Source organism: Brooklawnia cerclae (assembly GCF_011758645.1).
In the GTDB taxonomy this organism is placed as follows: Bacteria; Actinomycetota; Actinomycetes; order Propionibacteriales; family Propionibacteriaceae; genus Brooklawnia; species Brooklawnia cerclae.
This window is the reverse complement of record NZ_JAAMOZ010000003.1, coordinates 214,403-237,724: the sequence shown is the minus strand read 5'-3', so window position 1 is coordinate 237,724 and position 23,322 is coordinate 214,403. Positions and strand designations below refer to the sequence as shown.

The following is a 23,322-nucleotide window of genomic DNA, read 5'->3' as shown; positions in this document are numbered from 1 at the left end:
ACCAACCCCTGCCGCGATGTGGCTCAAGTCGGCGGTCCGGCAGCTCGCAAAGTGGGTCCCCACCTCAGCCGAGTATCGCCGCGAGCAGCTCCGCGCCGCCCAGGATGTCATCGCTGAGAACGCTGGCCGGACAGCGCCGACGCGGCTGGAGCAGCAGGCGGCGCCGCACGAGACAGCCGAAGGCGAGTACGTCGACGAGGTCACCGGAGAGGTCTTCACCTCAAAACCCGTCGACGCCGAAGTTGTCGAACCGAGCGGCGGAGCGATGTTCCCGCAGGAGTCCCGATGACCTGGACAGGCTGGCGCGACTCCCCCATCGCGGGATTCGACACCGAGACCGACTCGGCGGACCCGGAGGACGCGCACATCATCACCGCCACCGTCGGAATCGCCGAGGGCAGGCGGTGGCAGACGACGAGCTGGATACTCAAGCCCGAACGCCCGATCCCCGAGCAAGCCTCACGCATCCACGGCGTCACCACCGAGCGGGCCACCCAGGAGGGCCAGGACCGCGCCGAGGCCATCGCCGAGATAGCCGGGCACATCAACGCGGCCTGGCTCGCCGGGGCCTCCCTCGTCGCCTTCAACGCATCCTTCGATATCACGATCCTGGACCGCGAACTCCGGCGGCTGGGGCTCGAACCGCTCAAGGTCGACGGGATGGTCATCGATCCGTTCGTCATCGACAAGGGCATCGATCCGTTCAGGCGAGGCTCCCGCAAGCTCGCCGACGTGTGCCGCCACTACGACATCCTGCTGGACAACGCCCACGACGCCGGAGCCGACGCACACGCCGCCGCCCGCCTCGCCTGGAAGCTCGCGCCCAACCTCCCGGTCGTGCCCGGCGACCAAGCCGCATCGGCTGACCTCGGCCTCGACCGTCAGCGGGAATGGCACCAGCAGCAGAAGCTCAGCCTCGCCAAGTACTTCCGCACCAAGAAGGGCGACGAGCAGACCGCCGCGAACATCGAGGCCGAAGCCGAAGCCGGATGGCCACTGCGGACGTGGAGCGCACAGGAAGGACTTGTCGCATGACCCCACCCGATCCCCGCCCCCATCGCCCCGCACCCATCCCGGTGCGGGGCTTCTTGTTTCTGTCCGCCCTCCCCATCCTCGCCGCCACCCTCGGCCTGCACGGCCTGACCGTGGCCGCCTGCGCCGCTCTCATCATCGCCGTCACCCTGCACGGGCTGGCGGCAGGAAAGGAGCGGTCATGATCCCCGGCCAGACCATCACTGTGACCGCCGACGTCGACGTCAGGCTCGACGACATCGTCGACCAGATCGACATCGAGGACCTCGTGGACGTCGTCGCCGACCGCTGCGACGCGACCATCATGACCGCCGCGACAACTACCGCCCTGCGCTCAGCCGTCCGCGCCGAGCACGACACCCACGCTCCGGTGCCCGGCCCGATGTGGATGTGCTCACATCCGCTGTGCCGGGCATGGAGCGAGATCGAAAGATGAAAGGACAAGCAATGAGCGAGAACTACACCGTCCCGCCCGTCACCACAACCGTCCAGCGCATCGTGGACGCCCTGATCAGCGACACCCGGCACATGGCCCCGCTGGCAGCGTCCGAGCACTACCAGGTCGCCGCCGATGTGGCTGCGGTCAGCCGGGCGCGTGCCCGGGCCGCCGAAGCCAGGGCCAGCGCGGCAGCCGAGGCGGCTCGTGCGCGTGCAGCCTTGGCAACAGACGGACGCCGGAAACAACCACTTCAGAAGGGATCATACCAGTGAGAATCACCGTCACAACACAAGCCGAACTCGACGCCGCGATCGCCGCCCACCAGCACGACGCCGACATCGCCATCCTCATCACATCTGGTGGGTCGGCCCGGACCTGTGCTCCAGATGCGCAGTCGCCATCCCAGGCAGGTGCCCGATGAACGCACCGGCAAGCTTCCGCAAGAAGCCCGTCGCGATCGAAGCCATGCAGTTGATCGGCTCGAACGCCGACATCCACGCCGTCTACCAATGGGTCGAGGCGAACACGCTCGGCTCGTTCGACGTGCTGGACGTCATCGAGGGCCGCACGCCGCTGCCCGCCAGCGGTATCAGCATCGACCCGCGAGATGGACGCTTCGTCATCTCGACGCTGGAAGGACTGCACTGGGCCGACTACGGCGACTGGATCATCCGGGGCGTGGCAGGCGAGTTCTATCCCTGCAAGCCAGACATCTTCTTGGCCACCTATGAGCCTGTCGAAATCTCGGGCCAGCATGACGATCTGGTGCTGGAGTCCGTCGCCAAGGCGCTGTTCGCCATTGAGGAGCCCCACCGGAACGCGTTCCGGTGGGACAGGCCGAACCCACTCGATCCTGCCGGACCTCTCGCGTGGCACGACTACTGGCTGGACGCCGCCCGCGTCGCCCTGACAGCTGCCCACGAGGCGGGTGTGCGATGAGCGCCGCTGACCGTCTCGCTGAGATTGAGGCCCGCGTCGCGGCTGGCGTGCAGGACGACACCGACATCGCCGCCCTGGAGGGCGACTGAATGCCCGTCTATCAGTACGCGAAGACCGCCGACCCCGCCACTATCGAGGCGATCAGGTCCGAAACCCGCACCTATCACGCGTTCGTGGACCAGTGCAACGAATTCGTTGGCCGGGTGGGCGGGACGAACGGGTTGATCCGCCGCACGTCGTGGAGTGTCCGACTCGGCGGAGTCGAGTTCCCGGCCAAGCCCGATGGGTGGCGCAACGGCTTCAAGAAGGGGGTCTACGTCCCGCGCAGGGACAACCCGCTCTGCGTCGAGTGGGATCGCCTCTGGTTCTCCAGGCCGGAGATCCCCAGCGCTCCGCATCTCGTCGAGACCACCGGTTACTGGCTCTTCCCGCACATCTTCGTCTCTGGCGGCCTCGGCTGGTTCGTCATGGGACGCCCGAGCGATGACGAGGCGACCCGGCTGGGTGGGCAGTGGACCGAGTGTCTGCCGTCCGAGGCGCTGGCGGCCGAGAAGAACGCGGAGGTGTGACGTGCCCACCCCCGACCCCGCGCAGGCATGCCCGGCGCTGCACCAGCTCAACGGCCTCATGGGCCGCGACGACCAGGGACGCGACCAGTGGCCCACACACGCACCAGACGACGACGGCAGATGCCGCCACTGCCAGCCGCAGGCGGCAGACAGGAGATGGGGATATGGGAGGTGAGCGGCCCCGGGCAATCGTCACCGCCCTTGTCGGCGGCGACACCAAGTGGCTGTACGAGCCGGTTTGCGAGTCGTGCTCCTGGTGCGGCCCAGCCACCTACGACGAGCGGCTGGCGAAGGAGAACGCGGCGATCCACAACACGGACCGCCACCCATCGAGCGCGACCTCGTGACGATCGCCATCGACGCACTGGCCGCCTGAGCCGCCACCATCCACACCGGCCTTCATGGGCCGGTTTTTTCATGCCCAGAAAGGAATCATCCGTGGAAGAGGAGAGCAGGCTGTACGTGATCGCGCGTGCGATCAACCCGCAGGCGTTCGAGCCCGTCGAGTCTGGTCCGCCACCCGAAGGAGTGGACTGCAAGACGTGGACGCGTGTCTGCGCCGAGGCGCTGGGCGATTCGTACGCTTCGCATCCCGCATGGGGACGCGGGCAGACGAGCATGTTCGACCGCAGGTCGATCCGGCACGCCCAAGTCGGTGTCGGTGTCGAGGACTACGGGCGGCCAGAGAAGTCGTTGCTGATGATCCCGGCGCGTGTCGCGCTGGCGTTGCAGGACGACGGCTGGATCCTGCGGAACGACATCGTGTGGCACAAGCCGAACGCGATGCCCGAGTCGGTCAGCGACCGGCTGTCCAGCAGGCACGAGCACCTGTTCCTGCTGACCAAGTCGCGCCGGTATTGGTTCGACCTTGAGCCGATCAAGGTCGCCGCGAAGGGCGAAGTGTCGGGGAACAGCCCGGAGTCTTTCGCCGCGTATGGCGGTGCGACGGGAACCGAGAAGGGGCGGCGGCGGTTCGGCGGCAATCCCGGCTCGACGCTCCTCAGTGTCCACAAGACCCGTAATCCGGGCGACGTGTGGACGATCACGACTCAGCCGTTCCCTGGCGCGCACTTCGCGGCGTTCCCGGTGGAGATCCCGCGCCGCTGCATCGCTGCGGGCTGCAAGCCTGGCGGCAGGGTGCTGGACCCGTTCTGCGGATCGGGCACCACCGGGCTCGCAGCGGTGCAACTCGGCAGGCGCTTCGTCGGGGTCGACCTGAGTGCGGACTACCTCGACCTCGCGCTTGCCACCCGCCTGTCAACCCACATCAGGCAGGCACCGCTCATCAGCGGGGGGGGATTGATGACTGACCCCATCCTCACCTCCTCGCTGCTCATCGCAGCCGGGGCCCTCATCATCGCCGTGGCGAGCGTCGCGGCCACACGGAAGGAACATCAATGAGCGCGACAGCGCACACACTGCGCAGGCCTGACCCTGAGCCGCACCACATCGAGGGGGCCGCCACGTGCGGCAACGGGCATCCGTGGCGGCCCGAGACCACCCGGTGGCGTCTCCGCACGCGAGGCGGGCGGCACGGCTCCGGCTGGGAGCGGGATTGCCTGGTCTGCAAAGACGTGGCCGACAAGGCCCGGGCGCAGAGACGCCAGGGCAGCGGCCTGGTCTTCCGCGTCACCAAGAGCGGCACGAGCGTGGCGCGATGAAACCTATCGGAGTCAAGCCGCCGACGGCGCTCGTCACCGTCCAGGATTGGCGGAAGGTTGGCGTCATCGACGTGAGCGTCCTGCAAGCCCGCTGGGGCACCAAGCTGGCCGGGGTCCGCGAGATCGAGGAGCTGCGGCTGCTCCGCGACACCCTCGACGAGACCGAGCTCGGCATCGCTGCGGCCAGGGTCGAGGATGCCAGGGCAGCCATGGCGGGACGGAGGGCCGCAGCGTGAGCGCGAAGCAGACATTCGCCCTGTGCATCGACTGCTGGGAGTTCCACTACGGCATCCCCAACAGCAACGGCGTGTACTCGCGCGACTCGGGAAGCTCGAACCACTGGGACCACGCCGTCCACGTGTTCGGCGCTCCGGACGAGTACACATCCTCACTGGAGACGCCGATCCGGGCGGTGCTCATGGACCTTCAGCGCGAGGTCCCGATCAGCAGCGGTCGGATGGAGATGTTCTCCCTGGCATGTGCATTGTCGGCCATCCAGCCGAACAACGGCCGCCAGGCCGCCGGGACAGACGTTCCGCTCGGTGCCGTCGAGCTGGTCTCGGAGAAAAGACGCAAACAACGGAAGGAGCACCGATGACAAGCGTCATTGACGCCGCCCGCGCCCGCTACCAGCGAGCCCTGGACGCCAAGCCCAGCAAGGGCGCATACACCGCTGACGGCATCGCGGCACTGACCGACAGCGTATGTGACGTGCCGCTGCTGCTGGACGAGATCGAGCGGCTGCACGCACGGCGCGGTTTCGATGACGCGCTTCACCGCCGCCTGGCCGACCCGGAAGTCAGAGCGGGATACGACGCCAGCAGGATCGAACGGTCGAAGCGGGAGGTATCGGCAGACTTCGTTCGCGCCGACGTGCTGGAGCGCGGCATCAGGGAGCGGATCGCCGCCGAGATCCACGGCCTGCTGGAGCAGATCGAGCCGGGCTCGACGGTGCATGCGGCAGGGGTCGCGGACCTCATCATCTCGGCGGAACAGATCGCGAGAGGAGACTCAGGGATGAGTGAGACACCCGAACGCATCCGCAGCGGGCCGGGCGCGGACGGCCTCAGGTCGCCGCACACCTACACCCGAGCCGAGATCGCAGCTGGGAAGCGCAGAGGACTCGTGCGTGGCAAGGAGTCCATGGACTCCCTCGGCGGGCCCCTGTTCTGGGCCGCAGGAGACTACTACTCCAGCGAAGTCGCCCAGGCGGCCGCCGACTACGCGCTCCTGGCGGAGGCCATCAAACGCGAATGGGGCGGGCCGTGGCCGACGTAACCCACGAGCCCACCACGTTCTGGTGCCGCTCCCGCCAGCACCACGTCTGCGGCGGACGGTGCGTGCAGCTCGGCGCGCCGCCGGCGGACTGCGCATGCGCATGCCACAAGAGACAAGAGGGGAAGCACATGAGCGACTGCTGCACGCCTACCGACGATGAGATCCGGGCGTCCGCGACACGGATCGGCGCATGGAGTGAGGACGCCTACGACCGGTGGCTTGCCGACCATGACAACAAGGTCGCCCAAAAAGCGCTAGCCAACGCGGTCGCCAATATTCCCTTCCCGATAGATCTCTACGACGGCTTCGACCACGAGTCGCTACGCGCCGCCTACGTGCAGATCACTAACTACCTCCGAGATAGGTCAGATGAGATCCGATCACGTGCCGCTCAAGAGCGGCGATGAGTACGACGTGCTGACCGGGTGGCGCAAGGTCACCCGCCACAGCCGTGGCGAGACGCGGGCCGTCAAGCGCCGGTACTGGCGCCGCTTCCGGAGGACATGGAAACAACATGCTGACAAGGAGAAATGATGACTGAACGATCAAACGTTCCACGTAACGAGCGGCTCCGTAGCGGCCCCATCGACCACGGCCTCAGATCGCCGCGCACCTACACCCACGCCGAGGTCGCAGCCGCCAAACGGTGCGGCCTCATCAAAGGCAAGGAGTCCATGGACTCGCTCGGAGGAGCGCTCTTCTGGGCCAGCGGCGACTACTTGCCCAAATACGTCCAGCAGGCGGCAGCCGACTATGAGCTCCTGGCGTCTGCGATCGCACGCGAGTGGGGGATGCCGTGGAAAGGAGAGGACGAGCATGAGTGACCTTGTAGACCACTCCCAGATCGAGCAGATCGTCGGCGCCAAGCGGCACCCGACCGACCACTGGGGACGAGCCGTGTCCGCCGATCAGACCGTCTACATCCTGCACTCCCAGGCATGCCTCGACTCCGGCATCGACCTGCGCGAGTGTCCCTATTCGCAGGCTCTTGATCGGGGGATTGAGGACCTTGGTCCCTGGACGAGGTGGCGCATGACGCAGGGGCAGCCGGTGCGCCTGGCGTTCTCGCGCGGCTACCTGGTGCCCGCACCCATCAGCGTCAGCTATCGCGGAAGGGGGGCCTAGAGATGAGCGACGCGACCCCTGAGCAGCCCACCACATTCTGGTGCCGCTCCCGCCAGCACCACGTTTGCGGAGGGCGTGTGGTCACACTCGGCGCGCCCACAGCGGACTGCGGGTGCGAGTGCCACAAGCGAGAGGAGGAGGGGCGACGCGATGAGTGACTACTACGTGCCGACCGACGATGAGATCCGGGCGTCCGCGACACGGCTCGGCGCATGGAGCGGGGATACCTACGACCGGTGGCTGGCGAACCATGACACCGCGCTGCGCGAGGAGATCGCCATGAGGATCACTGGCGAGGCTATCCATGTGACCATGAACGACGACTGGAGTGTGGGCTATCGGGACGCGATCGCCGAGGCCGCCACCATCGCACGAGGTGAGCCGCCGACCACATGATCACCTACGTCGCAGGACCAATGACAGGCCTCCCGGACCTCAACCGGGAGGCCTTTTTCGTGGCCGACCAGAGAAAGGAGACAAGCGTGGACGGTATCGTCCTGACAAGACTGTCCCTCACGCCACAAGGCATGCGCGTGCCGATCAGGGAATGGCACACCGTCATCGCCACCTCATCGAAGAACACGTCCGGGGACAGAGCACTGTGGGCGTGGCCCGACCGGGCCACCATCCTCGTGCAATCCCCGGCGCCGGGCATGCTCACCGACATGCTCACCGGCCTGGCGACCGTCACAGCCAGCGGGCCGCGCCGCACCGCGTTCCCGGCCGGGACTAGGGTGCGGGTGTCCGGGCTCCTCAACCCGACGAAGACGAAGTGGGTATACAACGACGAGCGCGTCCGGGTGAAGATGGCGCGCGGGCTGGTTCCCGAGAGTGAGTGGCCCGAGTGGGTTGCTGCTCGTCTCGATGGGGCACTGTCCGGGCTCGACGTCACCTGCCAGCGACTGCCCACGGTGCGGGCCGTCAAGCCGGGCCACGTCATCACCATGGCCAGGATGGCGTTCAGCGGCACCGCCACCGTGGATGACCCGGTCGTCCTCGGCCGCCTGATCCGCGCCGGTATCGGCAAGGAGAAGGCATACGGGTGCGGCCTGATCCTGGTCGACGGGGTGACGCCATGACCGAGACCTCGTCCACACGGCTCGTCTGGGATCTGGCCGGGCGACCGCGGATCACCGCACCGGGGACGGCCGCACACCTCAAGGACTCCCCGGGCGTGTGCGCGATGTGCGGCCACGACTCGCCGGTCACAGCGAACGCGGACCGGGCGCTCGGGAAGAATTTCCCCGACCAGGGGCATCTCCAGCGCCACGACAGCCCGGACATCTGCCCGGCATGCCTGTGGTGCGCATCTGGCAAGCCGCCGAACACGCTTCGGATGTGGACGATCGTCGCCTCACCTGGAGCCGATCTCCCGGACTCGCAGCCCAAGGCGTTCCTCCAGGACACTCCCGGGCTGTGCCTCACCTCACGGGCCAGCACGCGGCCGGTCATCGACATACTGGCCGACCCGCCGTCCGGGGACTGGCTCGTCTCTGTGGCGCTGTCCGGGCAGAAGCATGTGCTGCCGTTCGCTGCGGTCAACCACGGCAGCGGACAGTGGACGGTGCGGGCCGAGGACCACAGCGTCACCGCCAACCCGGCCCAATGGCGCCAGGTCCACGCCTGCACCCTCGGCCTGCGCAGACTCGGCGTCCCAGCCGAGGCCGTCATGGCCGGGGAACCCCAGTACGTCAAGACCCCCGACCAGCTCGCCGCATGGCGGGACCTCAACGCCGGGCTGCTGCCGTGGCTCGGCTCACCACTCCTGGAGCTCGCGCTCTGGACGATCACGAAGGACATCACCAATGACACAGCCACTTACCCTGCTGACCGCTGACGACCTCGACGACATCACCGTCGACCTGGTCTTTGCCCTGCGCGACTCCCTCACCGAGGATGTGTCCCGCCTCGACTTCTGGCAGGGACGCGCAGCCACCGCCATCGAGACCGCAGCCGCCGGTGGAGAGGCGTGGCCCCAGGCTGTCACGATCGCCGCCCGCAAGCTCCAGATCCCCCAGCTCGCGCTGGAGGCATCCAAGACCATCACCAAGCTCGGCGGGCGCATCGAGGGCCACTACAGCCAGTGGCAGGCCCACGTTGCCCGCAACCTCGTCTACATCGTCGCCCTGGCCAGAGTCGAGAACACCAGCCGCAAAACCCCCAAGCCCGACCCCGAACCGACCACCGACACCGAAGAGGCAATCTTCTGATGACCACCACCATCATCCCTGCCCAGCAGGAGACCATCAACTACACCGCCACACTGCTGTCGCCGTTCCACCACGGTGCCGGGAACTCCGGAAACACCGCCCTTCTGCGCACCCAGGACGTCGCCCAGCCCGACGGGACGGTCGCCCAGGTGCCGTTCCTGTCGGCCGCCTCCATCCGCCACGCCCTGCGCGACCGGATCGCCTGGCATCTCGTGTCCACCCTCGACCTGCGCCCGCCGGCGGTCGTGTGGTCGAAGCTCGGCGTCGATCTGCTGTGGACCGGCGGGTCAGTCACCTCCACCGGCGCTGAGGTCGACCTCGGCATGGCCCGGCGTGTTGAGGAGGTCTTCCCGGCGCTCGCCCTGTTCGGGTACTCGGCGCACTCCGACATCGTGTCCGGGACGCTGCGGGCCTCCGACGCCATCCTGGTGTGCCGGGAAAACCAGTGGCGGATCCCTGGAGCGCCGGACACCAAGCCCGCCGCAGCATGGCGGGGCGAGGAGTTCGGCACCCGCCACGACGTGGCATCCACGCCCGTCGCCACCCTGCTGGAGCAGGCCGACACCCTGCTCGGCTCCACCGTGAAGACCACCCAGATGATCTTCGACACCCAGGTGCTCATCGCCGGGGCGTCGCTGTCGGGACAACTCGCCCTCCAGCACGGAGCCACCGCCGCACACCGCACGGTCCTGGGTGCCGCGCTCGCACTGTGGGCCCCCGGCGGCGAGGCGCTCCTCGGCGCCAAGACCGCCCAGGGATACGGCCGGGCTGCCATCGCCGGGCTGCCCGATACCAGCGCCGACCTGGCGGCGTGGACCGCCCACATCGCCGACCGGCGTGACGACATCCTCCAGCTGGTCGAGGACCTCACGAAATGAGCGAGGCCCAGCCGATGGCCATCACCGCGTTCCTCACGAGCGCGGTGGTGGCCCTGGAGCGCGGCGTCATCCTCGACGGCCCGCTGTCGTTCACATGGGCAGCCCTGGCCACCCAGCAAGGGCGCGTCCTCCCGCCGATCCGCGACGACTTCGTGTTCCCGATCCCCATGCCGTTCCAGCGGTGGGAGATCGATGGGACATGGGGATGGTGCTGCTCCAAGGCGCACGAGCGCATCCTCAAGTGGACCGCTGTCGAGGTCCGCCGCAAGCCTGCCACCGAGGCGATGGCCCTGTTCACCGTGCTGCCCAAGCATCACGCCGGACTCGGGCCCACCAAGGCCCGCAACACCACCCTGTCGGCCCGGATCGTGTCGGCAATGCGCTGGAACGCCCTGGTCACCGACCCCGATGAGTTGTGCCGGCTCCTCGCAGCGACGACCAGCGTGTCGGCACGCTGGCGCAACGGATTCGGGCACGTCGCCCGGTGGGTGGTCGAGCCGTCCCACGAGCCGGATGGCTGGCGAGACCGGCCGCTCCCGGCCCCCGGCGGGGAGATGACCCCCGTCCGGCCACCGTACTGGCACCGCACCACATGGGCGCCCTGCTCAGCATGGTCGGCGGCATGACCACGGCCCAGGCCATCTGGGACTGGCTCCCGGCCAGACGAGACCGGCGGCGCACCACCGTGCCGCCAGTCATCGCCGCCGAACTCGGCATCCCCGTCGCCACCGTGGCCGCCACGCTCCTCGACATGGAGCGTGGCGGCCACGCCGTCCACGACCACCGCGGCTCCTGGCACCGCGGCATACCACTCACACGCGGCCAGGAGACGCCAGGCAGCACCGAGGAGGGACTGTGGGACTGATCGACTCGCCACGGCTCAGCCCGCAGGACAAGCGCGCATGGGCCAACCTGGAGCGCTACGACACGGCGTTCGCCAAACGGGCAGATTGGCCAGCCAAGGAGGCCAGGGCCCACCGCGTGATCAATGAGTTCGCTGGGGCAGGAGTATGCTATGCGTCCACGTCGTGGGGAAAGGACTCCACCTGCGTCGCCCACCTGGTTGCCACCAGCGGCGTCGTCCTGCCGCTGGTCTACGTCCGGATGCGCATATGGGAGTCCCCAGAGTGCCTGCTGGTCAGAGACGCGTTCCTGGAACGCTACGGCCACCTCGTCGACTACCACGAGTACTTCGTCGACGGCGGCCTGCGCTGGTGGGACAACGCAGACATAGACCGCCTCCAGCGCAAAGGCTCGCACGTCGGATCACAGTTCGCCGAAGCGGAACGACACCACGGCTCCCGCCACATCACCGGCATCCGTGCCGAGGAGTCACGCATGCGCCGCATCGTCGTCGGGCAGTGGGGCGAGGCTGGGCCGAATGCCTGCCGCCCAATCGCCCGCTGGACAGCGATCGACGTGTACGCCTATCTCCACCGACACGATCTGCCCATCCACCCCGCTTACGCCATGAGTTACGGCGGGAAGCTCGACCGCCGGTGGCTGCGCGTCTCCCCGATCGGCGGAATCAGCAACGCCCACAAACAGCGCGCCGACTGGGAAGCTCACTACTACCCCGACATCGTCAGGCACACCCCTGATGAGATCGGCGGCGCAAGATGAGGGTCAGCTGGAGCACCAGACGCACCTCCCCGGACTGCGTCGTCAAGGGCTGCGGACGAGCCCGCTACCGCCACGGCTGGTGCATCGTCCACTGGGGAAAGGTCCGCGCCCAGAGCCCCACAGCGAGCACCCTTACCGAGGACGCCGCATGGCTCGCCGGGACCGACACCGCCGAATCCATCGCCCACCGTCTCGGCTACCGGTCGTGGCTCTGCCTGCGCCAACGGCTCCACCAGATCGGTGAGCCCCTCCTCGCCGACGCGATCTGGTACCAGATCGAGCTACCGAGATACATCGACGCCGCCGGGAACTGCCACGCCGAATGGCACGAAAGACGAGAGGAAGCAGTAGCCGCATGACACGCTCAAGAACCAGCGCGAAATCTGCTGGAACCCGATTCGAGAGGGCCGTTGCCGACTATCTGGCAGCGGCCCTTTCCGATGACCGGATCGACCGGAAGATCAAGTCCGGGGCGAAAGACAAAGGCGACATAGCCGGGGTCCGCCACCTTGGACAAAAGCTCACCATCGAATGCAAGGACACCACCCGGCAGGCGCTCGCCGAGTGGATGACAGAAGCCCAGACAGAGCGCGGAAACGACGACGGGGATGTCGCGCTGATCGTCCATAAACGTCACGGGAAAGGCCGACCAGAAGACCAGTGGGTGACGACCACCCTCGGCGAGTTCGTGGCACTTATCGCCGGGAACCGAGACCACCTGGAGGACGAATGACCACCACAACAGCAGAGAAAACGTGCTCGTTCCACGCCTGCAATGAACGCGCCGAAAGGCGCGGCGTGTGCAACAAGCACTACCTGCGCCTGCGCCGGACCGGGCACCGACACGACGAACCGAAGCGGCACCCGATCGCCGCCCTCCTCGAGGACGTCGAGTTCCTCCTCGACTGCGGCGAGCCGATCACCCGCATCACGCAGGCCACCGGATACCGGCACTGGGAATCCCTGGAAGCGAGACTCCGCCACAACGGTCACCCCGAGCTGGCGGACACCATCCACCAGCTCGGGAAAGCCGACGACAACTGGTGGCGCGGAGAGCAATGGAGGGCGGGATTGTGAGAGCCCGCGCCGTGGTGCGCGGCAAGACCGTCTACCGCATGGTCAGCCCGGACCGCGGCTGGGGTGGCCCGTACGGGCAGGACCGAAAGTGGGCGTGGTGGGCGTGCGTGTGGTGCGGCAAGAAAGTTCCCGGCACAAACAATGCCCCATTCGTACGGCGCCATCCATTCACGGGCGAGTGGGAAGAGGTGTGCGCCCGCAACGGCCACGCCCCATGCGCCCGCTGCGGTGCGTGGCTGCCGCGCCTCAACGACGGATGCCCCCGGGAGCACAACTGGACGGCCTGCCCGGGCAAGACGGAGGCCGACCGTGTGGTCCCGCAGCACTCGGCCAGCAAGCACCGAGAGAGGACGTCATGACCAAATCGACATGTAGGCGCAAAAGCGCGGACAGCCAGCCATGGGCGGACTCCGTCCGCGAACTGCGCGTCCAGGTCGAGGAGATCGCCGACATGCTCGGCCCCCTCGACGCCTGCAGGCCGATCGAGACCTACACCGTCAAGGGCTTCGGCGAGGTCGGCGACGAGCATCGGCGCTGCTGGTACGACGGCGCGATGGGCAAGGTCGTCACCATCGACGAGGAGCCAGGATTCGTCTTCCTCACCTGCTCACAGCTGGTGATCGACGACAGCGACATGGTCGCGATGAGCCCCAGCCACATCCGCGACTACGCCGCAGCGCTGCTGTCGGCGGCCAGATACGCCCGCACCGTCGGGGTCATGAGAGGGGCCGACACGTGAGCCCTATCCGCCCGGAGAATCTCGGCCGCTATCCGGGCGACTGGAAGGCGATCAGCCATCGCATCCGCGTCGAGCGGGCCGAGTTGAGGTGTGAGTGCACGGGAGAGTGTGGGCGTTCCGGTGACCATCTGGATGCCGACGGCCGATGCCGCAATCGCAACGGTCAGGCCGCCTTCGGGACGGGGTCTCGCGTCGTCCTGACGGTTGCTCACCTCGACCACGCGCCGGAGCACTGCGACGACGACAACCTGCGCGCCATGTGCCAGGGGTGCCATCTGCACTACGACCGCGAGCATCACGCCGAGACAGCCAGAGCGACCCGGCTCGCGGCGACCGAGGCAGCCGGACAGGTGCCGCTCATACCCCTCGGCGTATCTATCGACACAGCAGAGAAGGAGAAAGATGGCGATGGCTAGGATAATCACTACCGAGAAAGAGCGGGATGCACTGCCTGCTGGGACCATCGTGTACTCCGCTGATGGCACTGTCGCCTGTCGCCACTCCAGCGGAGCTGGCGTCGTCTTCGGGGTCGGGCACCCGTTTCCGTGGGATCGCCTGCCCCTCCCACTATGTGTCATGCCGCTGCCATCCAGGTCCGCCCCCGAGATCGTCTGTGTCTGTGGATCAACCCGGTTCCACACGGAGCAGGACGAGGTCAACCGGATACTCACACTGCATGGCGCCATCGTGCTCGGCTGCGGCGTATTCGGCCACGACGGAGATCCGATCACCGACGCCGACAAGCAGCGCCTCGACGATCTGCACAAGCGCAAGATCGACATGGCCGATCGCGTCGTCGTGGTCGCACCAGGTGGGTACATCGGGGAATCGACGAAAAGCGAGATCGCCTACGCCGGCGAGCACTACACGCCCGTGGAGATCTGGGACTGGGAGCCCGAGGCGGCCGGACAGGTGCCACTCATCGGGATGGATGCTGGGTAATGAGCAGCAAGGGCAGGACTATGAGCAGAGCCACCTACCCGGACATGTACGGGCTGGAACTTGCCATGGATCTCGACATCATCGGCTGGCCCGTCTTGCCCGTGCACCGCACCGGCCGCCACGCCCCCTCGACCCGCCGCGCCGATCGGGTCACCGAGGCCCAGATCAGCCGCCGTATGTGGCGTGTCTGGTGGCAGATCCGCCACAACCACTGGCCCGTCTGGGACGCAGTCGGAGTGAGGTGGCTATGACCGCCACCCGAGCCCCGCACCCCGTGCTGCTGTCCATCACCGCAGCCGACCTCACGGTGGCCGCCGTGGTCCTCGGCGAGCGGGCGCGCGTCACGGGCAATCAACGCATGGCCCGGCTCGCCGAGCGGCTCGACAGGGCTGCCGGGCGGGTCTGGGCGTGCGAGCAAGACGAGAAGGAGGAGTCGTGAGAGCCGATCACGTGCCACTCAAAGGCGGCGACGAATATGCCGCGCTGACCCGGGCACGGCGGGTCACACGAATGCGCAGAGGGACGGTGCGGGCGGTCAAACGCAGGTACTGGCGGCGGGTCAGACGGGCGTGGAGGCAGGGGCGAAACGGGTGAAAGGAGCGATCTATGGCATGGTTCAAGATAGATGACAGCCTGCATGACCACCCGAAAGTACGCCGCGCGGGCGCCGCAGCGGTAGGCGTATGGGCGACGGCGGGGAGTTTTTCGAGCGCCTACAAGACGGACGGATTCATACCTTCATGGTGGGTGTCCGGGTGGGGGAAGACGGGAACAACCGCCGCCCGCAAACTCGTCGCCGTCGGCCTATGGAACGAGACCGAGCGAGACGGCGAACCCGGCTACCAGTTCCACGACTGGGACGACTATCAGCCCACGTCAGACGAGATTGAGCGCGACCGCGAGAGCGCCCGCGAACGGCAGAGAAGATCGCGCGAACGCAAGTCAAGGCATGCCGCCGGTGATCACTCAATGTGCGACAGATGCTCGGCAATCCGCGCCGATGTCACGCGTGACAACCACCGTGACGTCACGCGTGACATCACGCGTGAGTCACAGTACCCCGTCCCGACCCGTCCCGTCCCGACCCGTCCCGATAAGGGACAGGGGAGGGAAAGGGACGGGGGCGGCTACGGGATCGGCCCCTCGGAAGGGGCCGACCCTACGCCGGTGCGCACCTCACCAAAGCACCACCTCAACCTCGTCGAACTCACCGAAGCGGACTGGCGCGACCAGCACCTCAACGGCTGGCCACTCGACCCCCAGCACCCCGAGTACGGCGGGTGGACCGACCCCGAGGGCCCCGGCTGGGTCATCCCGTCCACCCCGCCCCCGCATTACCAGCCAGGAGGCGATGACCAATGACCGTCCCGGCCGCCCTCGACCGGCCAGCCCCCTACGACCCAGACGCCGAGAAGGCCATCCTCGGCGCCGCCATGATCGACCCGCGCGTCATCGACGAGCTGACCGGGATCATCACCCCCGACGACCTGTACCAGCCCGCACACGAGCAGACCTGGCGCGTCCTGGTCGCACGCCACGAGACCGGCCAGGTCATCGACCCGATCACCGTCGCCGACGTCCTGCCAGCCGACACACTCGCCGCGCTCGGAGGCTCCACCGGACTGGCCGACTGCGTCTCGGCGGTCACCGTGGTCGCCAACGCCCCCGCATGGGCCGAGATCGTCCACGAGAAGGCCGTCAGGCGCCGCACCGCCGACGCCGCCACCCGCATCCAGCAGATGGCACTCCAGGGAAGCCTCGGGCCCTCCGAGCTCGTCGACGAAGCCCAGCGCACCCTCGACCGGATCGACCCGGCAGTCCGGCACACCACCGCGACCGCCGCCGACGGACTCGAAGCGCTCGTCGACGCCATCGGCGCACCACAGGCAGCCGGGATCCCCACCCCGTGGGCCAAGCTCAACGACCTCATCGGCGGCCTGAGGCCCGGACGGCTCTACATCGTCGGAGGCAGACCGGCCGAGGGCAAGAGCCTCATCGGCCAGAACCTCGCCGAACACGCAGCCAGGCACGGGGAACGCGTCCTCCTGTCGACCGTCGAGATGACCGCCGACGAGATCCGCACCCGGATGCTCGCCCACGCCTCGGGGGTCAACCTCGCCACCATCAGCGGCACGCACCAGTCCGAGACCGACTGGCGCCAGATCAACACCGGAGTCGCACGCATGCTCACCTACGCCGATCGCATCCACATCGACGACAGCCCCGCCCAGACCGTCACGACCATCAAGGCCACCGCCCGCGACCTCCAACGCCGCGGAGGGCTCGGCCTGCTCGTCGTCGACTACCTCCAGCTCCTCACACCGCTCGGAGGCCGGGCGTCATCGCGATCTCGCGAGCAGGAGGTCGCCGAGATGAGCCGCATCCTCAAGCTGACCGCAAAGGACCTCGCCGTCCCGGTCGTCGCCCTGTCGCAGCTCAACCGGGCGCTGGTCTCACGGTCCGACAAGAAGCCAACCATGAGCGATCTGCGCGAGTCCGGGGCGATCGAGCAGGACGCCGACGTCGTGATGCTCATGCACCACCCCGACCCGCGCGACGACCCGTCACGCCTCGACCTGCTCGTCGAGAAGAACCGGGCAGGCAGACGCGGGGCCCTCACCCTGCTCCAGCGCGGCTGGGTCGCGGCGATCGACACACCGGCGAACCCGTGGGAGACGCGCGGGGAAGCCGGCGACGACGAGCAGGAGGGCCAGCCCTCATGAGACGTGCCGAGGCGATGGAAACCTCATGGATGATGACCGGCAAACAGGGTAGCCAGAGCGGGAGGTTGGGGCGATGAGCCAGTGCGCAGCAACGAGCAAGCAGTCCGGGGAACGGTGTAAGAATCATGCGATTCCGGGTGCGACGGTGTGCCGCATCCACGGCGGTGCCGCTCCGGCGGTCATGGCGAAGGCGAGGCAGCGTGTACTCCTCGCCCAGGCCGAGCGTGACGTGACGGCGTTCGGTGGCCGCCTGGATGTGACGGCTCCTGAGGCGCTGCTGGAGCTGGTGCAGACGAAGGCGGCGGAGGTCGCCTACTGGGACCAGCGGGTGTCCCTGCTCGACGACGACGAGCGCGCGGGCCTGCTGGTCGCGCAGACCGACAGGGGGTCCGGGCCGATGGGTCCGGTGGATACGACGACGAGCAAGACCGGCCCGCACGTGTTCGTGGCGATGCTCCACAAGGCGCAGGACCAGCTGGCCGCCTACGCTGCCGCCGCGATCCGTGCCGGGGTCGACGAGGCCATGGTGCAGATCGCGACAATGCAGGCGGCGTGGCTGATCCCGCACAGCCTGCGCGTGGCCCGGCTGGCGCGGCTGCACCCGGATGCCGACGAGCAGACGATCGTGCGGATGGCCATCGAGGACGGGAGGCAGGGGTGAGCGACCGCAGGCGTGAGCCGTGGGACTACCAGGACCTGCACTACTTCGGGCGGGCCGACGTGCCTGTCCTGGACTCGGGGACGGTGTGTGCGTGCGGACGTTTCGCCGGGGACGCGTTCTGCTGCCCCAGGTGCGCCGACGACCTGGAGCGCTGCCTGGGTGACGTGCCCGCGCTGGTCGAGGACCTGGAGGTCGCGGCCCAGAGACGCGCGAGGGTGACGATCGCGGCCCCGCCGCGCACCGTGCGGAGAGACTCCCCGCACCTGCTGGACGCCGAGCCGCACTGGTGGCGCTGGCCCGCCGACGCGCAGGACGTACCGGCCGCCGAGGCCATACGTCGCCGCACAGCCTCAATTCTGGCCTCAGGACGGCCCGACAACCCCAGGGCGGCACAAGTACTAGCCCAGCTCCATGCGAGCCTCACAGGGGCCATTTTGGCCCTCCTGGACCCCATCGGGAAAACCTACGACGGCGACCCGTCCACCGTCGGCATGTCCCGCTGGCTGCTCGCCACCGCCGCCTCGGTGCCCCTCAGCCCCGCCGGACCCGACATCGTCCACGACATCGTCGGCGTCCACGACCGGGCCATCCGCCTGATCGACAACGCCGCCGAGCGCACCGACTGGGGACCGTGCGCCGAGTGCGGCTCACCGGTGCTCATCCCTCACGGCCTGCGCTACTGGCGATGCTCGTGCGACGCGTGGTACGACACCGAGCAGCTGGAGGCCGACCGCGCCGGGCGCATCACCGCATGGGCAGCCGACAAGGTGCTGACCATCAGCGAGATCGCGGCGGTCACAGGCGCCAAGCCCAAGACCGTCCGCAAGCGCATCGACCGCGCCGGGCTCGTGCCGTCCGGACGCGTCGAGGTCGAGGGCCGGACGGTCGCCATCTACGCCGTGGCCGACTACCTCGCCGCGACACGCGAGGGTGCTTGACACGCCTGTCGCACCAGGGTGTGCTACGCTATCGGCGTCTAGCCGGAACTGTGGAACCCACGGGACCGGCTTTTCTCATGCCCCCCGCCGCCCTTGGGGCAAACGAGGTTCAGCGGCGGAGGCAAAAGCTACCCACAATAGCGGCCTGGCGACGATCGCGCCGGGCACAAACACGCCGCCACGTCAAGCGTGGATCGGGCGTCATAGCGCGCAGCACCCCGGCACTGACTCACCGCTGGCCACGGCGAGCAGTGCCGGGAGGCTGCGGCACACGGGCCGCATGGGCATTCGGCTGGCCGAGAGGCTGGCGTCATCCGCGTTCGACTCGCGGGCGGTCCACCCACGTCGGAGCGAGCTGATCCCTCGCGGCAGCAACGAGCCGGTACGCACAGCCGACGGTGCAGGCCGGACGCGGTGATCGGCGCGGAACCGATCGACCACCCCAAGCCAACCCGCCCGCGATGGGCAGACAGGGAGCGCGTGATGCCGAAGGAACGCCAGTACGACAACGGCCAGTCCGTCGAGGTCGGATGGGCCAAGGACGGCCAGCTCGTCACCGTCAGGATCGACGAGACCGAGACCGTCCAGACCGTGCCCGCCATGGCCATGTGGCAGGCGACCAGCGCCGACCAGGTGGACGCGCTCATCGAAGCGCTACGCCGAGCCAAGCGGCAGGCGTTCGGGGTGAGCGAACCTCAGCCGGTCGTCAACGTCGCCCACGTGAACGTCGACGCCCGCCACGTCGAGGAGTCCATCCGGCGAGCGGTCGGCGTCGTCACCTGCGGCGACGGCGTCACCAGCTAACCCCACACACGTCCCGCCCGGGTCGATCACGCGCCGCATCGGGGTCGGCGCGAGTGCAGAATCCCCGGGCGGGGCTCGACTTCAGGAGGCCACGTGAGCGCTGAGACCAAGCAGGCGCTGCACGACGCCATCGAGGCCCACATCGCCGACGAGAACGGCGAGCGGGCCATCGTCGGCGCCTACGTCGTCCTCGCCGACAACACCGACTTCGACGACATCGACCACGGCAACAACTTGGTGTTCGCCGTCAGTGACGGAAACCGGTTCGCCGTGCGCGGGCTGGTCGAGGCGTACCACGACATCATCGCGTCCGACTGGGCATACGACGACCCGGACGACTGACGTGCGGTGCGCTTCGTCACCCTCGACGCACTGCTCGCACACCTCGCGACCTTCGAGGAGCACGTGACACCCGACTGCGTGATCCCCACCAACCGCGAACCCGTGCCCGATTGCCCACGATGCGGCTGTCCCATGGTCGGCAGGCCCTGGCGGTGCCCGATGTGCGAGGCATCGAGGGACTGGGACTAGAGCTTGGCTGACCGGCGTCAACGGGCGCGGGCAAGGCACCAACCGAACAAATGCCCGAAGGCTGCCCAGGGGGTTTCACGCCCGTCCTTTCGCCCCCGCCAACGGCCTCCTGCGCCGGTCAGCCACACATGCGACAGCGGGAGGAGCACCAGCCGGGAGGTGACCCGTGTCGATCCCCTCGGCCACCGCCGACGCCATGCTCGGCATGCTCGACGCGGCCCAGCACGCCGACGCCCTCACCCCCGGTCAGATCGCCACGCTCATCGACCCCCGCACCGTGCAGACTCCGGCACTCGACCTCATCGACGCCGAGCTGGATCGGCTGCTCGCCACACCTGACGGGCGGCTCGGGATCTCGATGCCGCCGCAGGAAGGCAAGACAACTCGCGTCGTCCGCGACTTCGTCATCCGCGCACTGGAGCGCAACCCCGACACCCGCGTCGTCGCCGGCGCCTACAACCAGAGCCTCGCCAACCGCAACGGCCTGATGATCCGCCGTGCTATCAGCTCGGTGCCTCAACTCGGACTCGCGATCTCCCGCGACAACGGCTCCAAGCACGAGTGGGAGCTGGAGGGCCATCGCGGCGGCGTCCTGTCTGTCGGACGCGGCGCCGGTGTCGACGGTCGGCCAGCCGACATGATCGTCATCGACGATCCGGTGAACCGCACCGAGGCCGACTCGGAGCTGGCCCGCGACGACTGCTGGGACTGGTGGACCGAGTCGCTGTCCGCCCGCCTCGCACCCGGCGCACCCGTCGTCGTCATCATGACCCGCTGGCATGAGGACGACCTCATCGGCCGCCTGGTCGAGCGCGACACGCACGCGGGCTGGCGCATCGTCAACATCCCCGCCCAGTGCGAGGACCCGGCCACCGACCCGCTCGGACGCCAGGCGGGCGAGTACATGATCTCCGCCCGGCGCAACAGGGACGGCACGCCCCGCACCCGCGAGCAGTGGGAGAGCAGGAAGCGCACCGTCGGCCCGCGCGTGTGGAACGCGATGTACCAAGGCCATCCCTCTCCCGCCGAGGGCGGGATCTTCAAACGCGACTGGTGGAAGCGCTGGACGCGCGTCCCGCAACTGACCGGCACATTCATCCAGTCCTGGGATCTCACCTTCAAGGGAACCGACAGCTCGGACTTCGTCGTCGGGCAGGTGTGGATGCGCCAAGGTGCCGACTTCTGGCTCCTCGACCAGGTGCGCGGCCGGTGGTCGTTCACCGAGACGATCGAGCAGATCGTGGACATGTCGCGCCGCTGGCCACAGGCCACCGCCAAGCTGATCGAGGACAAGGCGAACGGCCCGGCGGTCATCGACTCGCTGAACAAGAAGCTGCCCGGCATCATCCCGGTCACCCCGCACGAATCGAAGGTGGCCAGGGCGAACGCCGTCACCCCCTTGTGCGCAGCAGGCAACGTGCACCTGCCGGCCAACTCGGTCGCCAGTTGGGCGGACGACGCGGTCGAGGAACTGGCCGGATTCCCGAACGCCTCACACGACGACGTCGTCGACGCCCTCACCCAAGCACTCAACTGCCTGAACGGTGCCACCGCGGCATTCCAGAGGTTCCACATCGGATGACAGGAGGACGCATGTCCCGCGATGACCTGCCTGCCATCATCGAGTCCTGGATCTCCCAGCAGCCTCACTACGACCTGTTCACGCGCTACTACGAGGGCAGGCACGCCTTCCCGTTCGCCTCCTGGAAGTTCAGGCAACGCTACCGGTGGATCACCGAACGCGCCCGCATGAACCTGATGCCGGCGACCGTGTCGGCGTTCACCGACCGCATCTCCATCGACTCGTGGACCTCGCAGGACGGCATCGACGAGGCAGAGGCGAATGCCATCGAACGCCTCGCTGGCATGGTGCATCGTGGTGCGTGGCGTGACGGTGACGCCTTCACGATCACCTGGCAGCTCCCCAACGGCAAGCTGCGCGCCGCACGCCAGCCTGCGAACGCGATCGTCCCGCACGTCGACCCCGACAACCAGGAGGTCCTCGACCGGGCCGCCCGCGTGTGGGTCGACAGCACCACCCGGCATGCCCGGGTGAACATCTATTACGCCGACCGCTGCGAACGCTACATCTCACGGCTTCCGGTGGTCGAGAAGGACGGCGCCAAGCTGCGCGACATCCCGAAGGTCGCGATCGGCTGGATGCCGTACGACGGCGACGACGGCGGCCCGGTGCTGACCCACGGCTTCGGGGTTGTTCCTGTGGTGTGGTGGAAGCGCGACTCCGACGATCCGGACAAGCGGGGCCGCTCGATCCTCGAACGCGTGATCCAGACCCAGGACGAACTCAACTACTACGTGGCCTCCACGATCGTCGCCTCTGAGCGCATCGCGTTGCCGATCCGGTACGCCCTGGCCGACAGCGTCGGCCTCAACGGGGAGATGAGCGCAGAGTTCGATCCGACCAAGGAGTCGATCCTGGCGCTGGTCGCGAAGACCGCCGGCGAGTTCCCGGGGCCGGATTCGGACAAGCTCCTCGCGTTGCGGGCTGCCGCCCAGCAGGACATCTGCCTGGCAACAGGTATCCCGCCCTACGTGTTCTCCAAGAACCGTGGCGACGTGCCCTCAGGTGTGGCGCTGCGTATCATCAACGAGTCCCGCACGTCTGCGGTCCGCACATTCGAGGCCGACGCGACACCATGCTGGCGCGGCCAGATGGAGTTGCTCGGGCACCCCGGAATGCGGCCGATCTGGGACGACCCAACCCCGCACGACGCGAGCGAGCAACTGACACAGGCGCAGGCCGAGAAGGACCTGGGCATGCCGCCCGAGATCTGGCTGCGGACGGCAGGCTACGATCCGGCAGCCACCGACGAGGGCGGCGTGAGCCTCGCTGACCGGGTGCGCGCCGAGGCTGCGAGCAGCGCGACCGCGATGGCCCAGGCGTTCCTCGACGGCCAGGGTGCGGCTGGCGCTTCCTACACGGGGTAGCCGAGCATCTCCAGCAGCTTCGGCACCGGGACGAGCAGGCGCCGCCCGAGCCTCAGCGTGGGTATCTGCCCGGCCGCAGCGGCCCGGTAGGCGGCGTCCTTGCTGATCCCCAGCAGTTCGGCAGCCTCGGGCCACACCCGGATGGTGGCACGGCCGCGGACATCGTCGATGGTCACTGGTCGCCGATCCTCGTCGCTCATGGCA

The 23,322-nt window shown here is 68.1% G+C and carries 42 protein-coding genes; 41 read left to right on the top strand and 1 reads right to left on the bottom strand.

Features of this window, described 5'->3' with window-relative positions:
• From FB473_RS15840 to FB473_RS15645, 41 genes are all read left to right on the top strand, one after another.
• A partial coding sequence (locus FB473_RS15840; protein WP_208390851.1) for a recombinase RecT occupies positions 1-289 on the top strand: 289 nt, incomplete at its 5' end.
• Positions 286-1,035: an exonuclease domain-containing protein gene (locus tag FB473_RS15835; protein WP_167168718.1), complete on the top strand. Its 750-nt coding sequence runs from the start codon at positions 286-288 to the stop codon at positions 1,033-1,035. The genes FB473_RS15840 and FB473_RS15835, both read left to right, overlap by 4 nt.
• Positions 1,032-1,217: a hypothetical protein gene (locus tag FB473_RS15830; protein WP_167168720.1), complete on the top strand. Its 186-nt coding sequence runs from the start codon at positions 1,032-1,034 to the stop codon at positions 1,215-1,217. Before FB473_RS15835 ends, FB473_RS15830 begins: the two co-directional genes overlap by 4 nt.
• Positions 1,214-1,468 (top strand): hypothetical protein, encoded by a 255-nt coding sequence (locus FB473_RS15825; RefSeq protein WP_167168722.1) that lies wholly within the window; start codon positions 1,214-1,216, stop codon positions 1,466-1,468. The genes FB473_RS15830 and FB473_RS15825 overlap by 4 nt, the downstream gene beginning before the upstream one ends.
• 11 nt (positions 1,469-1,479) lie before the next feature.
• Positions 1,480-1,743, top strand: a complete 264-nt coding sequence (locus FB473_RS15820; RefSeq protein ID WP_167168724.1) for a hypothetical protein — start codon at positions 1,480-1,482, stop codon at positions 1,741-1,743.
• 145 nt (positions 1,744-1,888) lie between these two features.
• Complete coding sequence (locus FB473_RS17730) at positions 1,889-2,410, top strand: hypothetical protein (RefSeq protein ID WP_208390570.1); 522 nt, start codon at positions 1,889-1,891, stop codon at positions 2,408-2,410.
• Positions 2,411-2,499: 89 nt separating this feature from the next.
• Positions 2,500-2,979: a hypothetical protein gene (locus tag FB473_RS15810; protein ID WP_167168726.1), complete on the top strand. Its 480-nt coding sequence runs from the start codon at positions 2,500-2,502 to the stop codon at positions 2,977-2,979.
• 1 nt (position 2,980) lies between these two features.
• Entirely contained in the window at positions 2,981-3,154 is a 174-nt protein-coding gene (locus FB473_RS15805) for a hypothetical protein (RefSeq protein ID WP_167171105.1), read from the top strand.
• Complete coding sequence (locus FB473_RS17725; protein ID WP_208390850.1) at positions 3,144-3,326, top strand: hypothetical protein; 183 nt, start codon at positions 3,144-3,146, stop codon at positions 3,324-3,326. Before FB473_RS15805 ends, FB473_RS17725 begins: the two co-directional genes overlap by 11 nt.
• Before the next feature lie 91 nt (positions 3,327-3,417).
• A complete protein-coding gene (locus FB473_RS15800; RefSeq protein ID WP_208390849.1) occupies positions 3,418-4,380 on the top strand; it encodes a DNA methyltransferase in 963 nt (320 codons plus the stop codon).
• On the top strand, positions 4,377-4,640 hold the full coding sequence (locus tag FB473_RS15795) for a hypothetical protein (protein ID WP_167171098.1): 264 nt from the start codon (positions 4,377-4,379) through the stop codon (positions 4,638-4,640). The genes FB473_RS15800 and FB473_RS15795 overlap by 4 nt, the downstream gene beginning before the upstream one ends.
• Entirely contained in the window at positions 4,637-4,876 is a 240-nt protein-coding gene (locus FB473_RS15790) for a hypothetical protein (RefSeq protein WP_167171095.1), read from the top strand. Before FB473_RS15795 ends, FB473_RS15790 begins: the two co-directional genes overlap by 4 nt.
• Positions 4,873-5,238 (top strand): hypothetical protein, encoded by a 366-nt coding sequence (locus tag FB473_RS15785; protein ID WP_167171093.1) that lies wholly within the window; start codon positions 4,873-4,875, stop codon positions 5,236-5,238. The genes FB473_RS15790 and FB473_RS15785 overlap by 4 nt, the downstream gene beginning before the upstream one ends.
• Positions 5,235-5,918: a hypothetical protein gene (locus tag FB473_RS15780; protein WP_167171090.1), complete on the top strand. Its 684-nt coding sequence runs from the start codon at positions 5,235-5,237 to the stop codon at positions 5,916-5,918. Before FB473_RS15785 ends, FB473_RS15780 begins: the two co-directional genes overlap by 4 nt.
• 128 nt (positions 5,919-6,046) lie before the next feature.
• The gene (locus FB473_RS15775) at positions 6,047-6,325 is read left to right on the top strand and encodes a hypothetical protein (protein ID WP_167171087.1); all 279 of its coding nucleotides are present in this window, start codon (positions 6,047-6,049) and stop codon (positions 6,323-6,325) included.
• Positions 6,326-6,451: 126 nt separating this feature from the next.
• Positions 6,452-6,742 (top strand): hypothetical protein, encoded by a 291-nt coding sequence (locus FB473_RS15770; RefSeq protein WP_167171084.1) that lies wholly within the window; start codon positions 6,452-6,454, stop codon positions 6,740-6,742.
• Positions 6,735-7,043: a hypothetical protein gene (locus FB473_RS15765; RefSeq protein ID WP_167171080.1), complete on the top strand. Its 309-nt coding sequence runs from the start codon at positions 6,735-6,737 to the stop codon at positions 7,041-7,043. Before FB473_RS15770 ends, FB473_RS15765 begins: the two co-directional genes overlap by 8 nt.
• 150 nt (positions 7,044-7,193) lie before the next feature.
• Complete coding sequence (locus FB473_RS15760) at positions 7,194-7,439, top strand: hypothetical protein (RefSeq protein ID WP_167171079.1); 246 nt, start codon at positions 7,194-7,196, stop codon at positions 7,437-7,439.
• Positions 7,436-8,122: a type I-E CRISPR-associated protein Cas6/Cse3/CasE gene (locus FB473_RS15755; protein ID WP_341770151.1), complete on the top strand. Its 687-nt coding sequence runs from the start codon at positions 7,436-7,438 to the stop codon at positions 8,120-8,122. Before FB473_RS15760 ends, FB473_RS15755 begins: the two co-directional genes overlap by 4 nt.
• Complete coding sequence (locus FB473_RS15750) at positions 8,119-8,880, top strand: hypothetical protein (protein ID WP_167171071.1); 762 nt, start codon at positions 8,119-8,121, stop codon at positions 8,878-8,880. Before FB473_RS15755 ends, FB473_RS15750 begins: the two co-directional genes overlap by 4 nt.
• Positions 8,849-9,253, top strand: a complete 405-nt coding sequence (locus tag FB473_RS15745) for a hypothetical protein (RefSeq protein WP_167166860.1) — start codon at positions 8,849-8,851, stop codon at positions 9,251-9,253. The genes FB473_RS15750 and FB473_RS15745 overlap by 32 nt, the downstream gene beginning before the upstream one ends.
• The gene (locus FB473_RS15740) at positions 9,253-10,131 is read left to right on the top strand and encodes a hypothetical protein (protein ID WP_167171068.1); all 879 of its coding nucleotides are present in this window, start codon (positions 9,253-9,255) and stop codon (positions 10,129-10,131) included. The genes FB473_RS15745 and FB473_RS15740 overlap by 1 nt, the downstream gene beginning before the upstream one ends.
• Complete coding sequence (locus FB473_RS15735) at positions 10,128-10,757, top strand: hypothetical protein (RefSeq protein ID WP_167171065.1); 630 nt, start codon at positions 10,128-10,130, stop codon at positions 10,755-10,757. The genes FB473_RS15740 and FB473_RS15735 overlap by 4 nt, the downstream gene beginning before the upstream one ends.
• On the top strand, positions 10,754-10,996 hold the full coding sequence (locus tag FB473_RS15730) for a hypothetical protein (RefSeq protein ID WP_167171062.1): 243 nt from the start codon (positions 10,754-10,756) through the stop codon (positions 10,994-10,996). The genes FB473_RS15735 and FB473_RS15730 overlap by 4 nt, the downstream gene beginning before the upstream one ends.
• Positions 10,987-11,754: a phosphoadenosine phosphosulfate reductase domain-containing protein gene (locus FB473_RS15725; RefSeq protein ID WP_167171059.1), complete on the top strand. Its 768-nt coding sequence runs from the start codon at positions 10,987-10,989 to the stop codon at positions 11,752-11,754. The genes FB473_RS15730 and FB473_RS15725 overlap by 10 nt, the downstream gene beginning before the upstream one ends.
• Positions 11,751-12,113 (top strand): hypothetical protein, encoded by a 363-nt coding sequence (locus FB473_RS15720; RefSeq protein ID WP_167171055.1) that lies wholly within the window; start codon positions 11,751-11,753, stop codon positions 12,111-12,113. The genes FB473_RS15725 and FB473_RS15720 overlap by 4 nt, the downstream gene beginning before the upstream one ends.
• Entirely contained in the window at positions 12,110-12,487 is a 378-nt protein-coding gene (locus FB473_RS15715; protein ID WP_167171052.1) for a hypothetical protein, read from the top strand. The genes FB473_RS15720 and FB473_RS15715 overlap by 4 nt, the downstream gene beginning before the upstream one ends.
• Positions 12,484-12,831, top strand: a complete 348-nt coding sequence (locus tag FB473_RS15710; protein WP_167171049.1) for a hypothetical protein — start codon at positions 12,484-12,486, stop codon at positions 12,829-12,831. Before FB473_RS15715 ends, FB473_RS15710 begins: the two co-directional genes overlap by 4 nt.
• Before the next feature lie 355 nt (positions 12,832-13,186).
• A complete protein-coding gene (locus FB473_RS15705; protein ID WP_167171045.1) occupies positions 13,187-13,570 on the top strand; it encodes a hypothetical protein in 384 nt (127 codons plus the stop codon).
• Complete coding sequence (locus tag FB473_RS15700; protein ID WP_167171042.1) at positions 13,567-13,986, top strand: hypothetical protein; 420 nt, start codon at positions 13,567-13,569, stop codon at positions 13,984-13,986. The genes FB473_RS15705 and FB473_RS15700 overlap by 4 nt, the downstream gene beginning before the upstream one ends.
• 160 nt (positions 13,987-14,146) lie before the next feature.
• Positions 14,147-14,512 (top strand): hypothetical protein, encoded by a 366-nt coding sequence (locus FB473_RS15695; RefSeq protein ID WP_208390848.1) that lies wholly within the window; start codon positions 14,147-14,149, stop codon positions 14,510-14,512.
• Between the two features lie 20 nt (positions 14,513-14,532).
• A complete protein-coding gene (locus FB473_RS15690; RefSeq protein ID WP_167171039.1) occupies positions 14,533-14,763 on the top strand; it encodes a hypothetical protein in 231 nt (76 codons plus the stop codon).
• Entirely contained in the window at positions 14,760-14,951 is a 192-nt protein-coding gene (locus FB473_RS15685; protein WP_167171035.1) for a hypothetical protein, read from the top strand. Before FB473_RS15690 ends, FB473_RS15685 begins: the two co-directional genes overlap by 4 nt.
• Before the next feature lie 167 nt (positions 14,952-15,118).
• Positions 15,119-15,874 carry a hypothetical protein gene (locus FB473_RS15680; protein ID WP_167171031.1) on the top strand — a complete coding sequence of 252 codons (756 nt, stop codon included), beginning with the start codon at positions 15,119-15,121 and terminating at the stop codon, positions 15,872-15,874.
• Complete coding sequence (locus FB473_RS15675) at positions 15,871-17,235, top strand: replicative DNA helicase (protein WP_167171028.1); 1,365 nt, start codon at positions 15,871-15,873, stop codon at positions 17,233-17,235. The genes FB473_RS15680 and FB473_RS15675 overlap by 4 nt, the downstream gene beginning before the upstream one ends.
• 73 nt (positions 17,236-17,308) lie before the next feature.
• A complete protein-coding gene (locus FB473_RS15670; protein WP_167171025.1) occupies positions 17,309-17,896 on the top strand; it encodes a hypothetical protein in 588 nt (195 codons plus the stop codon).
• Entirely contained in the window at positions 17,893-18,834 is a 942-nt protein-coding gene (locus FB473_RS15665) for a hypothetical protein (protein WP_167171022.1), read from the top strand. The genes FB473_RS15670 and FB473_RS15665 overlap by 4 nt, the downstream gene beginning before the upstream one ends.
• Before the next feature lie 483 nt (positions 18,835-19,317).
• Positions 19,318-19,638, top strand: a complete 321-nt coding sequence (locus FB473_RS15660) for a hypothetical protein (RefSeq protein ID WP_167171019.1) — start codon at positions 19,318-19,320, stop codon at positions 19,636-19,638.
• A 93-nt stretch (positions 19,639-19,731) separates the two neighbouring features.
• A complete protein-coding gene (locus FB473_RS15655) occupies positions 19,732-19,980 on the top strand; it encodes a hypothetical protein (protein ID WP_167171016.1) in 249 nt (82 codons plus the stop codon).
• A gap of 355 nt (positions 19,981-20,335) precedes the next feature.
• Positions 20,336-21,751 (top strand): phage terminase large subunit, encoded by a 1,416-nt coding sequence (terL, locus tag FB473_RS15650; protein ID WP_167171013.1) that lies wholly within the window; start codon positions 20,336-20,338, stop codon positions 21,749-21,751.
• 11 nt (positions 21,752-21,762) lie between these two features.
• Entirely contained in the window at positions 21,763-23,118 is a 1,356-nt protein-coding gene (locus tag FB473_RS15645; protein ID WP_167171008.1) for a phage portal protein, read from the top strand.
• Here FB473_RS15645 and FB473_RS15640 read toward each other — a convergent pair.
• Complete coding sequence (locus tag FB473_RS15640; protein ID WP_167171005.1) at positions 23,106-23,318, bottom strand: helix-turn-helix domain-containing protein; 213 nt, start codon at positions 23,316-23,318, stop codon at positions 23,106-23,108. The two genes, FB473_RS15645 and FB473_RS15640, sit on opposite strands and share 13 nt — an antisense overlap.
• Positions 23,319-23,322: the final 4 nt, after the last annotated feature.

What these genes read in the sequence shown, in the direction of transcription:
- FB473_RS15835 (WP_167168718.1), top strand. Translation starts at nt 286, where the DNA reads ATGACCTGGACAGGCTGGCGCGACTCCCCCATCGCGGGATTCGACACC.
- FB473_RS15830 (WP_167168720.1), top strand. Translation starts at nt 1,032, where the DNA reads ATGACCCCACCCGATCCCCGCCCCCATCGCCCCGCACCCATCCCGGTG.
- FB473_RS15825 (WP_167168722.1), top strand. Translation starts at nt 1,214, where the DNA reads ATGATCCCCGGCCAGACCATCACTGTGACCGCCGACGTCGACGTCAGG.
- FB473_RS15820 (WP_167168724.1), top strand. Translation starts at nt 1,480, where the DNA reads ATGAGCGAGAACTACACCGTCCCGCCCGTCACCACAACCGTCCAGCGC.
- FB473_RS17730 (WP_208390570.1), top strand. Translation starts at nt 1,889, where the DNA reads ATGAACGCACCGGCAAGCTTCCGCAAGAAGCCCGTCGCGATCGAAGCC.
- FB473_RS15810 (WP_167168726.1), top strand. Translation starts at nt 2,500, where the DNA reads ATGCCCGTCTATCAGTACGCGAAGACCGCCGACCCCGCCACTATCGAG.
- FB473_RS17725 (WP_208390850.1), top strand. Translation starts at nt 3,144, where the DNA reads ATGGGAGGTGAGCGGCCCCGGGCAATCGTCACCGCCCTTGTCGGCGGC.
- FB473_RS15795 (WP_167171098.1), top strand. Translation starts at nt 4,377, where the DNA reads ATGAGCGCGACAGCGCACACACTGCGCAGGCCTGACCCTGAGCCGCAC.
- FB473_RS15790 (WP_167171095.1), top strand. Translation starts at nt 4,637, where the DNA reads ATGAAACCTATCGGAGTCAAGCCGCCGACGGCGCTCGTCACCGTCCAG.
- FB473_RS15780 (WP_167171090.1), top strand. Translation starts at nt 5,235, where the DNA reads ATGACAAGCGTCATTGACGCCGCCCGCGCCCGCTACCAGCGAGCCCTG.
- FB473_RS15775 (WP_167171087.1), top strand. Translation starts at nt 6,047, where the DNA reads ATGAGCGACTGCTGCACGCCTACCGACGATGAGATCCGGGCGTCCGCG.
- FB473_RS15770 (WP_167171084.1), top strand. Translation starts at nt 6,452, where the DNA reads ATGACTGAACGATCAAACGTTCCACGTAACGAGCGGCTCCGTAGCGGC.
- FB473_RS15765 (WP_167171080.1), top strand. Translation starts at nt 6,735, where the DNA reads ATGAGTGACCTTGTAGACCACTCCCAGATCGAGCAGATCGTCGGCGCC.
- FB473_RS15760 (WP_167171079.1), top strand. Translation starts at nt 7,194, where the DNA reads ATGAGTGACTACTACGTGCCGACCGACGATGAGATCCGGGCGTCCGCG.
- FB473_RS15755 (WP_341770151.1), top strand. Translation starts at nt 7,436, where the DNA reads ATGATCACCTACGTCGCAGGACCAATGACAGGCCTCCCGGACCTCAAC.
- FB473_RS15750 (WP_167171071.1), top strand. Translation starts at nt 8,119, where the DNA reads ATGACCGAGACCTCGTCCACACGGCTCGTCTGGGATCTGGCCGGGCGA.
- FB473_RS15745 (WP_167166860.1), top strand. Translation starts at nt 8,849, where the DNA reads ATGACACAGCCACTTACCCTGCTGACCGCTGACGACCTCGACGACATC.
- FB473_RS15740 (WP_167171068.1), top strand. Translation starts at nt 9,253, where the DNA reads ATGACCACCACCATCATCCCTGCCCAGCAGGAGACCATCAACTACACC.
- FB473_RS15735 (WP_167171065.1), top strand. Translation starts at nt 10,128, where the DNA reads ATGAGCGAGGCCCAGCCGATGGCCATCACCGCGTTCCTCACGAGCGCG.
- FB473_RS15730 (WP_167171062.1), top strand. Translation starts at nt 10,754, where the DNA reads ATGACCACGGCCCAGGCCATCTGGGACTGGCTCCCGGCCAGACGAGAC.
- FB473_RS15720 (WP_167171055.1), top strand. Translation starts at nt 11,751, where the DNA reads ATGAGGGTCAGCTGGAGCACCAGACGCACCTCCCCGGACTGCGTCGTC.
- FB473_RS15715 (WP_167171052.1), top strand. Translation starts at nt 12,110, where the DNA reads ATGACACGCTCAAGAACCAGCGCGAAATCTGCTGGAACCCGATTCGAG.
- FB473_RS15710 (WP_167171049.1), top strand. Translation starts at nt 12,484, where the DNA reads ATGACCACCACAACAGCAGAGAAAACGTGCTCGTTCCACGCCTGCAAT.
- FB473_RS15705 (WP_167171045.1), top strand. Translation starts at nt 13,187, where the DNA reads ATGACCAAATCGACATGTAGGCGCAAAAGCGCGGACAGCCAGCCATGG.
- FB473_RS15695 (WP_208390848.1), top strand. Translation starts at nt 14,147, where the DNA reads ATGCCGCTGCCATCCAGGTCCGCCCCCGAGATCGTCTGTGTCTGTGGA.
- FB473_RS15690 (WP_167171039.1), top strand. Translation starts at nt 14,533, where the DNA reads ATGAGCAGAGCCACCTACCCGGACATGTACGGGCTGGAACTTGCCATG.
- FB473_RS15685 (WP_167171035.1), top strand. Translation starts at nt 14,760, where the DNA reads ATGACCGCCACCCGAGCCCCGCACCCCGTGCTGCTGTCCATCACCGCA.
- FB473_RS15680 (WP_167171031.1), top strand. Translation starts at nt 15,119, where the DNA reads ATGGCATGGTTCAAGATAGATGACAGCCTGCATGACCACCCGAAAGTA.
- FB473_RS15675 (WP_167171028.1), top strand. Translation starts at nt 15,871, where the DNA reads ATGACCGTCCCGGCCGCCCTCGACCGGCCAGCCCCCTACGACCCAGAC.
- FB473_RS15670 (WP_167171025.1), top strand. Translation starts at nt 17,309, where the DNA reads ATGAGCCAGTGCGCAGCAACGAGCAAGCAGTCCGGGGAACGGTGTAAG.
- FB473_RS15660 (WP_167171019.1), top strand. Translation starts at nt 19,318, where the DNA reads ATGCCGAAGGAACGCCAGTACGACAACGGCCAGTCCGTCGAGGTCGGA.
- FB473_RS15645 (WP_167171008.1), top strand. Translation starts at nt 21,763, where the DNA reads ATGTCCCGCGATGACCTGCCTGCCATCATCGAGTCCTGGATCTCCCAG.
- FB473_RS15640 (WP_167171005.1), bottom strand. Translation starts at nt 23,318, where the DNA reads ATGAGCGACGAGGATCGGCGACCAGTGACCATCGACGATGTCCGCGGC.